This window comes from Streptomyces recifensis (assembly GCF_002154615.1).
GTDB classification, from domain to species: domain Bacteria; phylum Actinomycetota; class Actinomycetes; order Streptomycetales; family Streptomycetaceae; genus Streptomyces; species Streptomyces griseoluteus.
Map to the genome: position 1 here is coordinate 1 of NZ_MUNH01000388.1, position 14,592 is coordinate 14,592.

Here is a 14,592-nt window from a genome sequence, read left to right on the forward strand (position 1 = left end):
CCGCGTGGGAGCAGGCCCTGCACGCCGGGTCCGAGGCCGCCCGGCTCGCCCAGGACGTCCCGGAGCGCGCCTACTTCCACCACGAGCTGGGCATCCTCGCCCTGGTCGACGGCCAACTGGACCGCGCGCGCTCGGAGTTGGAGGTCTCGCACGGGATGCGCACCGCGCTCTCCGACATGCGGGGCACCGTCGCGGGCCGCCGCGCGCTCGCCCTGGTCGCCGACCGCAGCGGCGACCTGCCGGGCCTCGCCGCGCTGATGGCCGCCGAGGAGCCCCCGGCCGCCCGCACGGCACCGCTCGCCCCGGCCCCGGCCGCCTCCACTCCGTCGTACGCCTACGGGCAGGAGACGGTCGTCGCCCGGCAGCCCGGCGCCGCGAAGGAGCGCGCCGGGGTACGGGCCATCGCGCGGCGCAATCTGGTGGCCGCCGGGTCCGGCGCGCTGCTGGTCGCGGTGCTCGGCACCGTCGTCACCCTCGGCATGGCCTCCGACGACGGAGCCGCACGCAACCCGTCGAGCAATGTGGGCGGCAACCCGACCGCGACCCAGGACCTGGACGACGGCACGCTGGGCGCCGTCCCGAAGCGGGACGAACCCGCCCCGGCCGGCGTCACCACCACCCGCCCGGTCGGCCCCGGCCCGGACGGCACCCCCGGCACCTCGGACGACCCCTCGCCGTCCGCCACCACCGGCAGCCCGAGCGCCGACCCGACGGGCACCCGGGGCACCGGCGGCGAGACGAGCCCCGAGCCGACGCACGGCGGCGATTCCACCGGGCCCACGGGGAGGCCGACCAACACCGGCAAGCCCACTTCGTCCCCGAGCGGCCCCACCGGCGAGCCGACCTCACCGGAACCGACCAGCCCGGAGACGACTCCTCCCGACAACCCCACCACGCCCCCGACCACCTCGACCTCGGCCAGCCGTCCGGCCGACAGCGCCACCGCGTCCGCGCCCGCCTCCGCCGAGACCACGGAGAGCGCGAGCACCGAGCCGCCGGTGATCTGAGGTCCTCGGAGGGCGGCTCAGAACAGGCGGAGCTTGTCGTCCTCGATGCCGCGCATGGCGTCGTAGTCGAGGACCTGGCAGCCGATGCCCCGGTCCGTGGCCAGCACGCGGGCCTGGGGCTTGATCTCCTGGGCCGCGAACACCCCGCGCACCGGGGCGAGATGGGGATCGCGGTTGAGCAGCTCCAGATAACGGGTGAGCTGCTCCACGCCGTCGATCTCGCCGCGCCGCTTGATCTCGACGGCGACCGTGCCGCCGTTGGCGTCCCGGCACAGGATGTCGACCGGGCCGATCGCCGTCATGTACTCGCGGCGGATCAGGGTGTAGCCCTCGCCGAGGGTCTCGATGCGGTCGGCGAGCAGCTCCTGGAGGTGCGCTTCCACGCCGTCCTTGATCAGACCCGGGTCCACACCCAGTTCGTGGGACGAGTCGTGGAGGACTTCCTCCATCGTGATGATCAGTTTCTCGCCCGCTTTGTTGATGACGGTCCACACGCCCGCCTCGTCACCCGTGTCCTCCTTCAGGGTGCAGGGCGGCGACATCCAGTTGAGGGGCTTGTAGGCCCGGTCGTCCGCGTGGATGGAGACGCTGCCGTCCGCCTTGACCAGGATCAGGCGGGGGGCCGAGGGCAGGTGGGCGGTGAGCCGGCCGGCGTAGTCGACCGAGCACCGGGCAATGACGAGACGCATGGTCGGCAACGCTACTCGACGCGCACCCGTGCACGCGATTCGCCCGCGTCCCACCACGGGCCCGCCGCCACCCCCGTCCGCTGAGGCACCCCAATTGTCCCCGATAACTCTTGTTCATCCCTGGCCGATTGTGACCGCAGGACGACCGTTCCATATACGCATTCTGCTGGTGTGGTCACCGACGGTTGCCTACCGTAGGAGCAGGGAGGCCGCGTGGGGGTACGGAGCGTCTCCGGTGTCGCGCACTCCCTTATCTGTCCGGCAACCCCTGTCCATCGGGGGTGCGAGAGGAGAACCCATGTCGCTCGACGTCTCACCGGCCCTACTGGAACAGGCCGAGCGAGGCGAGGTCGACGAAGCAGAATTCGTCGACTGCGTCCGGACCTCCCTGCCCTTTGCGTGGGAGATGATCAGCTCCCTGGTGGCCCAGCTGAAGGTGGACGGCGGACCCTTCGCCGACAACCAGACGCCCCCGCCGGACGAGCAGGCGCGCGGCCAGTTGCTGCGCGCGCTCGCCAGCGACGCCATACGCGGCGCTCTCCAGCGTCACTTCGGCGTACGCCTGGCCTTCCAGAACTGCCACCGGGTGGCGGTGTTCCCGCTGGACCCGTCGGTGGACGAGAGGCTGGCCCGCTTCACCTCGGTGCGCGCCCAGCTCCTCAACCAGTCCCCGGAACTGCGGGACTGCTGACGCACACGCGCGACGTCGGCTCCATGAGCCGCCGGCTTGCCGTTCCCGTCCGGGGGAGGTGCATGCGGGACGGGCGCGGCAGGCTCTCCCGGCGGCCGGGGAGCCGGTGGCGGTCAGCGCAACTGCGGCAGCACCTCGGCGCCCAGGCGCCGCAGGTTCTCCTTGGTCGCGTCCAGATCGCCGGAGCCCTCGACGAGCAGGGCGAAGCGGGAGATCCCGGTCCGCTCCGCGGTGGCCGCGAGGCGATCCGCGGCCAGCCGGGGCGTACCCACCGGGTGCAGCCCGCAGAGCAGTTCGGTGTAGGCGTACGGGTCGCGCATCGCGCGCGCCCGGCCGTCCACCGTCACATGGGCCTCCAGGCCCTGTTTCAGCCAGCCCGGCATCGCCTTCAGCAGCGTCTCCACCGCGTCGGAGCGGCTGTCCGCGAGCTGGCAGACGCCGGCCGAGACATGGCCGGCGGCCGCGACCTCCTCGGGCGAGCGGCCCGACTCGCGGGCGTGGCGCCGCCAGAGGGCGACCATCTCGGCCTTCTCCTCGTCCCCGACGTGCATCCCCAGCAGCATCGGCAGACCCCGCTCCGCCGCCAGCCGGACGCTCTTCGGAGAGGTGCACGCCACCACCACCTCCGGGCCCGGCGTCTCGGTCAGCGCGTCCGCCGGGCGCGGCACCACCGGCACCTCGCGGAACGCGTACCGCTCGCCCGAGGTGCCGACCGACGGCTCGCGCAGCCAGCGCAGCAGCAGGTCCAGCGACTCCGGGAAGCCGCGCTCGTACGCCCCGAGCCCCGCGCCGAACACCTCCAGGTCCACCCACGGCCCGCCCCGGCCGACGCCCAGGGTGAACCGGCCGCCACTGGTGACGTGCAGCAGCGCGGCCTGCTCGCCGAGGGCCACCGGGTGGACGGTGGGCAGCACGCTGACCGCGGTGCCGACCCGGACACGGCGGGTGCGGCCGAGCAGCAGGGCGGCCAGGGTGACGGCCGACGGGCAGGTGCCGTACGGCACGAAGTGGTGCTCGGCCAGCCACACCGTGTCCAGACCGGCCTCGTCGGCCACCTCGGCGGAGCGCACCGCCCGGTGGAGGGCCTCTCCGGCGCCCTGGCCCGGATACTGGGCCGCCAGCACAAAACTTCCAACGCGCATCGCATTTCCCGCTTCCTTGGCTCCGACCGGGAGCTCCCCCGACCGGCATAACCACATGACACGTGCCCAGGACACGGCTTCGTGAAGGGATTTGCGGATTGTCTGCAGAATGGTCGCTTCTCTGCTGAAATGGATCGGCCTGGAAGGGGACTTGTACGGGTTGTCGCCCTACGCGTACCCCGGCCGCTGCCGCGTAGGCTGGACGCGGCCCGTGCTCCCTGTATAGCCCCAAGAGGTGTCCCGTGTCCCCGCGTCGCAACCGACCCAAGGCGGCAGGCTCGTCCGGCCGAGGTGCCGAGGACGACCGGTCGGGCCGGTACGGCGGCTGGCAGTCCACCGAGAGCTGGCAGGGCGAGGAGTGGAGCGTCCGCCATGTCGCCGGGGCGAGCGCCGACGGCAAGACCTACCGCTGCCCCGGCTGCGACCAGGTGATCCCCTCCGGCGTCCCGCACGTGGTGGCCTGGCCGGAGCACGCGGGCGTGGACGACCGGCGGCACTGGCACAAGGCGTGCTGGAACGCACGGGACCGCCGCACCACACGGGTACGGCGGTCCGGAAACTCGCCCTGGTTCTGACGGCCGGCGCGGCTACACGTCCCGGCTCTCCAGCAGCGCGTACGCCCCGGCGAACGCCGCCGCCGTCACGCCCACCATGATCCACAGCGGCTCCCAGCCCGAGGGCCCGGAGTGGCTGAGGGTGTTGTCGTAGAACACGCCCATCTGGCTCGGGATCGAGTACTCCAGCAGCGCCTGCTGCACCTTCTCCAGCGAGCCGGCGTTCATGAACAGCGCGATCACCAGCGGGGCCAGCACGGCGCCGATCATGATGGTGATGGCCCCCGCGGAGTGCCGGATCATCGAGCCGACCAGCAGCGACAGCAGGCCGAGCAGCGCGATGTAGAGGCTGATGCCGAGCGTGGCCTTCAGCCATTCCGCGCCGGAGGGGGTCCGGGTGCCGTTGCCCTCCAGCATCGAGGTCTGGATCAGCGCCACCAGGGACACCGTCGCCAGCGTCACCACGAAGGCGACCACGAAGAACACGATCGACTTGGCCGCCAGCACCCGGCCCCGGCTCGGGCACGCGGTCATCGTCGTACGGATCATGCCCGTGCCGTACTCGGACGCCGTGGTCAGCACGCCCAGCGTCATCACGCACATCATGCCGAGCAGCAGCCCGAAGAAGCCGAGGGTCAGCGGGTTCTGGCCGTCCAGCTCGCCGGCGTTCCGGACCGCCACCGCGGCCAGCAGGCCGATGCCCACCACGAGCAGGACGAACACGCCGAGCGTCCACACCGTGGAGCGCACCGACTTCATCTTCGTCCACTCCGAGGCCAGCGCGTGCCCGAGATGCGTGGGTGTGACCGGGATCGGTGAGCTGTAGCCGGACGGGAGACCACCGGACGCGTGGGGCGCCTCGGGCATCGGGGTCTGCTGGGTGCTCATCGGGAGTCCTCGGGCTTCGTCGGTTCGGCGGGCACGGCGTACGGGTTCGGCGCCTCGGGGCCGGGCGCGGCCGGCGCCGGCGGGGCGTAGGGGACGCCCGGCTGGGGCGGCGGCGGGGCGTACCAGCCCGGCTGGCCCTGGCCCGGCACCGGCATCGGGGGCTGCACACCGGGCGGCAGCGGCTGCTGGAGCCCGGAGCGCTGGTCCGCGGTGGAGCGGTAGTCGACGACGCCCTGCGTCATCCGCATGTACGCCTCCTCCAGCGACGCCTGGTGCGGCGACAGCTCCCACAGCCGTACGTCCGCCTCGTGCGCCAGGTCGCTGATGCGGGGCAGTGCCAGGCCGGTCACCCGGAGCGCGCCGTCCAGCTCCGGCAGCACATGGCCGCCCGCCTCGGTCAGCGCCGAGGTCAGCTTCTCCCGCTGCTGCGGCTCGGTGTCCGGGGTGCGCACCCGCGCGAAGTCGGCGGAGTTGGCGGAGATGAAGTCGGTCACGCTCATGTCGGCGAGCAGCTGGCCCCGCCCGATGACGATCAGGTGGTCGGCGGTCAGCGCCATCTCGCTCATCAGGTGCGAGGAGACGAAGACCGTACGGCCCTCCGCGGCGAGCGCCTTCATCAGATTGCGGACCCAGAGGATGCCCTCGGGGTCGAGGCCGTTCACCGGCTCGTCGAACAGCAGCACCTGCGGGTCGCCCAGCAGGGCGGCCGCGATGCCGAGGCGCTGGCCCATGCCGAGCGAGAAGCCCTTGGAGCGCTTGCGGGCCACTTCCTGGAGCCCGACGACCCCGAGCACCTCGTCCACCCGGCGGGCCGGGATGCCGGAGAGCTGGGCGAGGCTGAGCAGATGGTTGCGGGCGCTGCGGCCGCCGTGCACCGCCTTGGCGTCGAGCAGCGCGCCGACCTGGCGGGCCGCGTTGGGCAGCTTGCGGTACGGGTAGCCGCCGATGGTCACCGAGCCGGAGGAGGGGTTGTCCAGGCCGAGGATCATCCGCATGGTCGTCGACTTGCCGGAGCCGTTGGGCCCGAGGAAACCGGTCACCGCGCCGGGACGCACCTGGAAGGAGAGGTCGTGCACGGCGGTCTTGTCGCCGTACCACTTGGTCAGGCCAACAGCCTCGATCATGCTCCGCACCCATCGGAAGGTTCAGGACAGCGTGGCGCGTGCCCCCGTAAGGGTTAGGAGGATAACCGGGCCGGAGCGGTTCCGCTCAAGAGAAAGTAAAGCCAAAGGCTCACGGCGCGTGTCCGATCACCGCCGAGAGCGGCCGAAGCCCTCTGCCGCGTCGGCGGCAGAGGGCTTCGCCCGCGCTCAGCGGAAACGCGCCCGGGACGTTACCGGGTCTGCTGCGCCGGCACACCGCGGCCCGCGGTCTCGTCCTCCACCGGGGAACCGGCGGCGGCGACCGCGGCACCCGTCAGTGTGGCGAGCATCTCGCGGACGTTGGTGAGCTGGGCGTTGATGCTGTCGCGGCGGTTGGTCAGCGCCGCCAGCTCCCGCTCGGACTCCGAACGGATGCGGTCCGCCTTGGCGTTGGCGTCGGCCACGATGTCCTCGGCCTGACGCTGCGCCGTCTCCACCGTCTGGCGCGCACGGCGGTCGGCGTCGGTGCGCAGCTTCTCCGCCTCCAGGCGGAGCTGCTCGGCGCGGTGCTCGATCTCCGCGAGCCGCTTCTCCGCCTTCTGCTGACGCGACGCCAGGTCCCGCTCGGACTGCTCGCGGCGCTTGGCGAGGTTGGTCTCGAAGTCGGCGGCGGCCTGCGCAGCCTTGGCGCGGGTCTCCTCGAAGAGGGCGTCGGCCTCCTCGCGCTTGGACTGCGCGTCCTTCTGCGCGTCGGCGCGGAGCTGTGCCGCCTCGCCCTTGGCCTTCTCGACGATCCGGACGCCCTCGTCCTCGGACTTCGCCTTGCGCTCGGCGGCGAAGGACTCCGCGTCGTTGCGCACCTGCTGGGCGGCCGACTCGGCCAGCTCACGGTGCTGTTCGGAGGCGCGCCGGGCCTCCTCGCGCAGGTCCTTCGCCTCCTCCTCGGCAAGGCGCAGGATCTTCTCGACCCGCGCGCCCAGACCCGCGTACGACGGCTCCGCGTCGGTGATCTGGGCCTGGGCGTTCTGCGTTTCGAGGTGGAGCTCCTCGATGCGCTTCTCCAGTGCGGTGATCCGGGAGAGCGCGCTGTCACGGTCGGAGACGAGCTTGGAGATGCGTTCGTCCACCTGAGCACGGTCGTATCCACGCCGCACTAGCTCGAAGCCGTAGGGGGAAGTGTCGCTCATGGGGTTCCTGTCGAATGAGACCGGTGAGGTGATAGAGGGAATCCTAGGCGCCCAAGCGGTGTGTCATCGCGCGGATACGTTTTTGGTCTGGAGAATGACACCTCTTTCGGGTGGCCGACCCCCCGGAACTTGCCATGCCCTGCCCTAGCCGTCGGAGTTCTTGCCACCCGACCGGGGCGGACCCACCGTGGCTCCCGCCTTGACCCCGCCGTCCTTGCCCGCCGGGCCCTCGAACGACTCCAGCGCCTCCAGCACGTCCTGCACCCGCGAGATCTCGGTGTTGATGTCCTCGCGGCGGCGCACCAGGATCTCCAGCTCGCGCTTGCCCTCCTCGACCGTGCGCCGTGCCTCGCGGATCGCCTCGGCCTTCAGGTCCTCGGCCTCCTTGACGAGCCTGGTCTTCTTCTGCTCGGCCTCCTTGAGCAGACCCTCCGCCTTCTTCACGGCGGCGATCCGCACCTTGCCCGCCTCGGAGTTGGCCTCCGACACCAGTTCCTTGGCCTTCGCCTGCGCCTTGGCGAGCTGCTCCTCCGCCGCCTTGATCAGCGCGTCGCAGCGGTCGCCCGTCGACTTCATCGTCTCGGCCGCCTCCCGGCGGGCCCGATCGTGCAGCTCCTCGATCTCCGAGGTGACCCGCTCGCGCAGCTCCTCGGCCCGCTCCCGGATCGCGGTCGCGTCCCGGCGCGCGCCGACCAGCAGCTCGTCGGCGTCCGTACGGGCCTTCTCCACGCGGGAGTTGCCCGCCACCGTCGCCTCGGACACGATTCGCTCGGCCTCGGCGCGGGCCGCGCCCACCATCGAGTCGGCCTGGCCCTCCGCGTCCGCGGTGGTCTTCTGCGCCTGCTGCCGCGCCTCCGCGAGCAGCTTGTCCGCCTCGGCCGCCGTCTCCGAGATGAGGGTGTCGACCTGCTCGGCCGCCTCCGAGCGCCGCTTGTTGGCCTCGCTGCGTGCCTCGTCCAGCGTCCGTTCGGCCTCCTCGCGCGCGGAGTTGGCCAGCCGCTCGGCCTCCGTCTCCGCCTCGGACCTGACCCGCTCGGCCTCGGCGCGCATCCGCTCCGCGTGCCGCTGCGCCGTACCGACCGTCTCCGCCGCCTCGGCGCGCAGCCGCTCGGCGTCGTCGGTCGCGTCCGCGATCAACTGCTCGGCGCCCGCCACCGCTTCGGCGCGGACCCGCTCCGCCTCCGCGGCGGTCTCGTTCTGGAGCCGCTCCGCCTCCGAACTCGCCTCGGTGATGAGGGTGTCGGCCTGCGTCGCCGCGTCCGACCTGATGCGGTTGGCGTCCTCGCGGGCGTCCGCCCGGGTCCGGGACGCGGCCTGGTCGGCCTCCGCCAGCTTGTCCGAGGCCTCGGTACGCACCCGCTGCGCGTACTCGGAGGCCTCCGAGCGCAGCCGCTCCGAGTCCTGGGCCGCCTCGGCGACCGTGCGCTCGGCGAGCGCCTTGGCCGCCTCGGACTCCTCGGCGGCCTCCCGGCGCAGCCGGGTCGCGTCCTCGCTCGCCCGCTCCCGTTCGGCGTAGGCGTCGGTGCGGACGCGGTCCGCCTCCTCCTCGGCCTCCCGCCGGGTCCGGTCCGCCGCGTGCTCGGCGGCCGAACGCAGCCCGGCGATCTCCTCCTGCGCCTGCTCGTGCAGCCCGCTGACGGAGTCCCGTACCTGCGCCGCGTGGGTCTCGGCGGCGGACACCATCTCGGTGGCCCGGCGGTCCGCCTCCTCCACCAGCCGGGTCGCCTCGGCCTGCGCCTCCTCCACGCGGGTGCGCGCCGCGGCCAGCAGTTCCTCGCTCTGCTCGCGGGCCCGCTCGCGCTCCTGGTCCGCCTCCTCGCGGGCGGCACCGAGCAGCTCCTCCGCCTCGCGGCGGCGCCGGGCGGCCTCCTCCTGGGCGGCGGCCAGCGTCTCGGACGCCTCGGTGCCCAGCCGCTCGGCGGCGGCCTGCGCCTCCGCGCGGACCCGGTCGGCACTCTCCTGCGCCTCGGCCTTGAGCCGCTCGGCCTCGGCCGCGGCCTCCGACCGCAGCCGCACGGCCACCGACTCGGCCTCGGCACGTGAGGCGGACGCGTCCGCCGCGGCCTCGTCCCGCAGCCGCTCGGCCTCGGTCGCGGCCTGCTCCTGGAGCGTACGGATGCGCTCGGCGGCCTCCGACCGCAGCCGCTCGGCCTCCTCACCGGCCTCGCGCCGGATACGGGACGCCTCCTCGCGGGCCTCGGTCAGCGCCTGCTCGGCCGACTCGAGGCGCTCCTGCGCCTCGGTCTGCAGCCGGGTCAGCTCACCGGCGGCCTCCTCGCGGCGGGCCTCGGCGGCCTTCTCGGCCTCCTCGCGCAGCTCGCGGGCGGCCTTCTCGGCGTCCGCGCCGACCGTCTCGGCCCGCTCCTCGGCCTCGGCCTTGAGCCGCTCGGCCTCCTTGCGGGTGCGCTCCAGCGTCTCCTCGGCCTGCCGGCGCAGCGCGGTCGCGCGCTCGATGGCCTCGGTGCGGACCTTCTCGCTGTCGGTGGTGGCGGTCTTGCGCAGCTCGTCCGCGTCCGCCTTGGCCTTGGCGAGGAGTTCCTCGGCGGACTTGGCCGCCTCCTCGATCTGGGTGACCGCCTCCCGCCGGGCCTCGGCGCGGATGGAGTCGCCCTCGGTGACCGCGTCGGCGCGCAGCTGCTCGGCCTCGCCACGCAGACGCCGGGCCTCCTCCTGCAGCTCGACCGTCTTGGCCCGGTACTCCTTGGTGTCGTCCTTGGCGGTGCCCTTGAGCTGCTCGGCGATGTCGTGCGCCTCGGCCCGCAGCCGGTCCGCCTCCGCCTCGGCCTCCGAGCGGATGCGCTCGGCCTCGTCGGTGGCGGCCTTGGTGGTCCTGCGGGCGTCCTCGGCGGCCTTGTTCAGGACCTCCTCGGCCGTCCGGGCCGCCTTGGACAGCTGGCTCGCGGTCTCTTCGGCGGTGGCGCTGCGGGCGTTCTCCCCGGCCTCGGCGAGGATCTTCTCCGCCTCGGCGCGGGCGTCCGCGACGATCTGCTCGGCCTCCGCCTTGGTGCTCTCGGCCTCCTTGGTGGCCTCGCTGACCAGCCGGGCGACCTGCTCCTTGGCGGTGCGCGTCCGGGTCTCGTTGGCGGCCTCGGCGCCTGCCAGTGCCTTGGCGGCGGCCTCCTTCGCCTCGGTGACCAGCTTCTCCGCCTCGGACCGGGCGCTGCGCAGCGCGCGCTCGGCCTCCGCCATCCGCTCCTCGGCGGTGCGGCTCAGCTCGGCGGCCTGCCGGCGCGCGGCGTCCGACTCGCTGGCGGTGGAGGTGCGGAGCTGCTCGGCGTGGTCGGTGGCCTCCTGCGCCTGCGAGGAGGCGGCGTTCAGCAGCCGCTCGGCGTCGGTGCGGGCCCGGCGCAGGATCTGCTCGGCCTCGGCACGGGCCGCCTCCGCGTCGGTGCGCAGGCGCTCACGGGCCTCGTGGGTCAGCCGCTCGGCCTCGGCGCGGGCGGCGGCCATGGCCTGCTCGGCCTCGGCGCGCGACTCGTCCAGCAGCCGGCGGGCCTGCTGCTCGGTACGGGCCCGGAGCTGCTCGGCCCAGGCCACGTTCTCGTTGACGTGGGACTCGACGGTCTGGCGGCGCTCGGCCAGCTCCTGGTCGAGCTGCTGGCGGCGGGTGACCGCCTCCTGGTGCAGCTCCGCCTGGAGCCGGGCGGAGTGCTCGGCGTGCTCCTGGAGGATGCGCTGGGTCTGCGCGCGGGCCTGGCTCAGCTCGCGCTCGGCGTCCTGGCGCAGCTGGTCGGCCTGCACCTGGGCGTTGCGGAGCAACTGCTCGGCCTGGTAGCCGATGTCACCGCCGTCGTAGGCGGGACGGGTCATCAGGGTGCGGCGCGCCTCGTGCAGCTTGGCGCGCAGCACCTCGACCTGGTAGCCGAGATCCTCGGCGTGCTGGATCGCCTTTTCCCGCTCGGTCTTCAGCCGCTTCATCTCGGCCTCGAACCGAGAGAGGTGGTCGACGTCAGCCGCCGGCTCTCGCTCCTGGCTCTCGTAGCCCCGCACTGCGCGGTCCCATCCGTCCCCTGGTGAATTACTCCGACGAGCACCGTCCATCCGCCGGACGGGGCCCTCCGGGGAATGGTGTCAGATCAACGGCGGAGCACGGGCTGCTGCCCCGACGCTCGTCCCCCGAAACCCGGACCCCGGCATCGGTCGTCCCCCGTGTTCGGGGACGACCGCCCCCAACCCTACCGGCCCTTATGTACGAGAGTCAGTGCTCAGGTGACTCAACTGCCGCCGAAGTGACCAGTTCTGTCAGGACTCCGTGGCAATCCTTGGGGTGCAGGAAGGTGATCCGGGACCCCATGGAGCCGACTCGGGGCTCGTCGTACAGCACGCGTACGCCCTTGTCGCGGATGTCGGCGGCGTCCGCGTCCACGTCCGCGGTGCCGAAGGCGATGTGGTGGACACCCTCGCCGTTCTTGGCCAGCCACTTGCCGACCGCGGAGTCCTCCCGCGTCGGCTCCAGCAGCTGGAGGTAGGAGGCGCCGCCGTCCGAGGTCTCGTTGATCTTGAGCATGGCCTCCCGGACGCCCTGCTCCTCGTTCACCTCGGTGTGGAACACCTCGAAGCCGTAGGTCGTCCGGTAGAACTCGACGGTGGTGTCGAGGTCGTGGCAGGCGATCCCGATGTGGTCGATTCGCGTCAGCATGGTTTCAGTGCAGCGCTCCGGCGGTGGTTACGCAACGTGCGCGCGATCACACCGTAAGGGCGATGACGGGCTCCGGTACCGGTCAGTACATTCGAAGTAAACCCTCGTTCACTCCTCGGCTGTGCAGGCCGGTAAGGGGATCGCAGCTCATGGCTTCTGGAAAGACCACCTCTGTGATCGTCGCGGGCGCGCGGACGCCCATGGGACGGTTGCTCGGTTCGCTGAAGTCCTTCTCGGGTGCCGACCTGGGCGGCTTCGCCATCAAGGCGGCCCTCGACCGCGCCGGTATCAGCGGCGACCAGGTCCAGTACGTGATCATGGGCCAGGTACTCCAGGCGGGTGCCGGTCAGATCCCGGCCCGCCAGGCGGCGGTCAAGGCCGGCATCCCGATGAACGTGCCGGCGCTCACGGTCAACAAGGTCTGCCTCTCCGGCCTCGACGCGATCGCGCTGGCCGACCAGCTCATCCGCGCGGGTGAGTTCGACATCGTGGTCGCGGGCGGCCAGGAGTCGATGACCAACGCCCCGCACCTGCTGCCGAAGTCCCGCGAGGGCTTCAAGTACGGCGCGGTCGAGATGCTGGACTCGATGGCCCACGACGGGCTGACCGACTCCTTCGAGAACATCGCCATGGGCGAGTCCACGGAGAAGCACAACACCCGCCTCGGCATCGGCCGGGCCGCGCAGGACGAGATCGCCGCGCTGTCCCACCAGCGGGCCGCCGCCGCGCAGAAGAACGGCCTGTTCGAGGCCGAGATCACCCCGGTGGAGATCCCGCAGCGCAAGGGCGACCCGGTGCTGTTCAGCAAGGACGAGGGCATCCGCGGTGACACCACCGCCGAGTCGCTCGGCCGGCTCCGGCCCGCCTTCACCAAGGACGGCACCATCACCGCCGGGTCCTCCTCGCAGATCTCCGACGGCGCCGCCGCGGTGGTCGTGATGAGCAAGGCCAAGGCGGAGGAACTGGGCCTTCAGTGGCTGGCGGAGATCGGCGCGCACGGCAATGTCGCCGGGCCGGACAACTCCCTGCAGTCGCAGCCGTCCAACGCCATCCGGCACGCGCTCGGCAAGGAGGGGCTCGAGGTCTCCGACCTGGACCTCATCGAGATCAACGAGGCGTTCGCGGCGGTCGCCGTGAAGTCAATGGACGACCTCGGGGTGTCCACGGAAAAGGTGAACGTCAACGGCGGTGCCATCGCCCTCGGCCACCCGATCGGCATGTCCGGAGCCCGGCTGGTGCTGCACCTGGCGCTGGAGCTGAAGCGCCGGGGCGGCGGGGTCGGCGCGGCCGCGCTGTGCGGTGGCGGTGGCCAGGGTGACGCGCTGATCGTGCGGGTACCCAAGGGCTGAGATCTGCTTTTCCGGCGGTGTGCGCGAGCGGTGCGAGTGAACGGAGCTGTTTGATGCGGGACGTCTCCTCTCTGGTGGCCGAGGCCAGGGAAGGCCGGCCTCGGGCCGTGGCCCGGCTGATCTCCCTGGTCGAGGGGGCGTCCCCGCAGCTGAGGGAGGTGATGGCGGCACTGGCTCCGCTGACCGGCAACGCGTACGTGGTCGGTCTGACCGGCTCGCCCGGCGTCGGCAAGTCCACCTCCACCTCGGCACTGGTCACCGCGTACCGCAAGCAGGGCAAGCGGGTCGGCGTGCTCGCCGTCGACCCGTCCTCGCCGTTCTCCGGGGGCGCGCTGCTCGGGGACCGGGTCCGGATGTCCGACCACGCCTCCGATCCCGGCGTCTACATCCGCTCCATGGCCACGCGAGGCCACCTGGGCGGGCTCGCGTGGGCCGCGCCGCAGGCGATCCGGGTGCTGGACGCGGCCGGCTGCGACGTGATCCTCGTCGAGACGGTCGGCGTCGGCCAGTCCGAGGTGGAGATCGCCTCCCAGGCCGACACCAGCGTGGTCCTGCTGGCGCCCGGCATGGGCGACGGCATCCAGGCGGCCAAGGCCGGCATCCTGGAGATCGGGGACGTCTACGTCGTCAACAAGGCCGACCGGGACGGCGCCGACGCCACCGCCCGCGAGCTGAACCACATGCTCGGCCTCGGCGAGTCCCGTGGCCCCGGCGACTGGCGCCCCCCGATCGTCAAGACCGTCGCCGCCCGCGCGGAGGGCATCGACGAGGTCGTGGAGGCCCTGGAGAAGCACCGGGCCTGGATGGAGGAACACTCCGTCCTCAGCGAACGCCGCCGAGCCCGAGCGGCCCGCGAGGTGGAGACCATCGCGGTCACCGCCCTCCGGGAACGCATCGGCGACCTCCACGGCGACCGCCGCCTCTCCGCCCTCGCGGACCGCATCGTCACCGGCACCCTGGACCCGTACCGGGCGGCGGACGAACTGGTCGAGGGACTTACCCGGGGCTGAGGTCCCTGCTAGCTTGATCGGCATGTTCCTCCTCATGGCATAGAGCGCACCCTTCGCGCCCACGCGGCCGTCCGGCTTCCCGCCGGGGTCCCGCGTGGCGCACCGGTGCCCTCGTCCCGCCTCCCGTGAGGAACCCCGCGCATGTCCGCGCCCGCTTCCGCGCGCCCCGCCGCGCCGTCCTACGCCGCCGTCCTCCGCGTCCCGCACGCCCGCCGCGCCTTCGCCACCGCCCTGCTGGGCCGGCTGTCCTACGGCACGGTCCCGCTGTCCCTGCTGCTCGCCGTCCAGCGGGCCACCGGCTCGTACGCGGCCTCGGGCGCCGTGCTCTCCCTGTACGGCGCCCGAGGCCGCGTA

General features: G+C 72.7%; 12 protein-coding genes and 1 pseudogene. 6 read left to right on the top strand and 7 right to left on the bottom strand.

Annotated features, from left to right (window positions below; translation table 11 throughout):
• Positions 1–1,007: tetratricopeptide repeat protein (locus CCN33_RS32140; protein WP_483027250.1), on the top strand; the 1,007-nt coding region annotated here is incomplete at its 5' end.
• A 17-nt stretch (positions 1,008–1,024) separates the two neighbouring features.
• Here CCN33_RS32140 and nucS read toward each other — a convergent pair.
• Positions 1,025–1,696 (bottom strand): endonuclease NucS, encoded by a 672-nt coding sequence (gene nucS / locus CCN33_RS20150; protein ID WP_086694971.1) that lies wholly within the window; start codon positions 1,694–1,696, stop codon positions 1,025–1,027.
• Positions 1,697–1,994: 298 nt separating this feature from the next.
• On the opposite strand from nucS, the gene CCN33_RS20155 reads away from it, so the two are divergent.
• On the top strand, positions 1,995–2,387 hold the full coding sequence (locus tag CCN33_RS20155) for an SCO5389 family protein (RefSeq protein ID WP_030815996.1): 393 nt from the start codon (positions 1,995–1,997) through the stop codon (positions 2,385–2,387).
• A 113-nt stretch (positions 2,388–2,500) separates the two neighbouring features.
• On the opposite strand, the gene CCN33_RS20160 is transcribed toward CCN33_RS20155, so the two are convergent.
• A complete protein-coding gene (locus CCN33_RS20160; protein WP_086694972.1) occupies positions 2,501–3,529 on the bottom strand; it encodes an LLM class flavin-dependent oxidoreductase in 1,029 nt (342 codons plus the stop codon).
• A gap of 242 nt (positions 3,530–3,771) precedes the next feature.
• On the opposite strand from CCN33_RS20160, the gene CCN33_RS20165 reads away from it, so the two are divergent.
• Positions 3,772–4,104: an ATP/GTP-binding protein gene (locus CCN33_RS20165; RefSeq protein ID WP_086694973.1), complete on the top strand. Its 333-nt coding sequence runs from the start codon at positions 3,772–3,774 to the stop codon at positions 4,102–4,104.
• Between the two features lie 12 nt (positions 4,105–4,116).
• Here CCN33_RS20165 and CCN33_RS20170 read toward each other — a convergent pair whose 3' ends face one another.
• From CCN33_RS20170 to mce, 5 genes are all read right to left on the bottom strand, one after another.
• The gene (locus CCN33_RS20170; RefSeq protein WP_086694974.1) at positions 4,117–4,971 is read right to left on the bottom strand and encodes an ABC transporter permease; all 855 of its coding nucleotides are present in this window, start codon (positions 4,969–4,971) and stop codon (positions 4,117–4,119) included.
• Complete coding sequence (locus tag CCN33_RS20175; protein WP_086694975.1) at positions 4,968–6,095, bottom strand: ABC transporter ATP-binding protein; 1,128 nt, start codon at positions 6,093–6,095, stop codon at positions 4,968–4,970. Before CCN33_RS20175 ends, CCN33_RS20170 begins: the two co-directional genes overlap by 4 nt.
• 209 nt (positions 6,096–6,304) lie before the next feature.
• Positions 6,305–7,240: a coiled-coil domain-containing protein gene (locus tag CCN33_RS20180; protein ID WP_086694976.1), complete on the bottom strand. Its 936-nt coding sequence runs from the start codon at positions 7,238–7,240 to the stop codon at positions 6,305–6,307.
• Between the two features lie 144 nt (positions 7,241–7,384).
• A complete protein-coding gene (scy, locus tag CCN33_RS20185) occupies positions 7,385–11,230 on the bottom strand; it encodes a polarized growth protein Scy (protein ID WP_086694977.1) in 3,846 nt (1,281 codons plus the stop codon).
• 208 nt (positions 11,231–11,438) lie between these two features.
• A complete protein-coding gene (gene mce / locus CCN33_RS20190) occupies positions 11,439–11,879 on the bottom strand; it encodes a methylmalonyl-CoA epimerase (RefSeq protein ID WP_086694978.1) in 441 nt (146 codons plus the stop codon).
• Between the two features lie 149 nt (positions 11,880–12,028).
• Here mce and CCN33_RS20195 point away from each other — a divergent pair, with 149 nt between their 5' ends.
• From CCN33_RS20195 to CCN33_RS20205, 3 genes and pseudogenes are all read left to right on the top strand, one after another.
• A complete protein-coding gene (locus CCN33_RS20195) occupies positions 12,029–13,228 on the top strand; it encodes an acetyl-CoA C-acetyltransferase (protein WP_208621808.1) in 1,200 nt (399 codons plus the stop codon).
• A 53-nt stretch (positions 13,229–13,281) separates the two neighbouring features.
• A complete protein-coding gene (gene meaB / locus CCN33_RS20200) occupies positions 13,282–14,238 on the top strand; it encodes a methylmalonyl Co-A mutase-associated GTPase MeaB (RefSeq protein WP_086694980.1) in 957 nt (318 codons plus the stop codon).
• A 141-nt stretch (positions 14,239–14,379) separates the two neighbouring features.
• Positions 14,380–14,592 (top strand): annotated as a pseudogene (locus CCN33_RS20205) (MFS transporter); the annotation flags it as partial.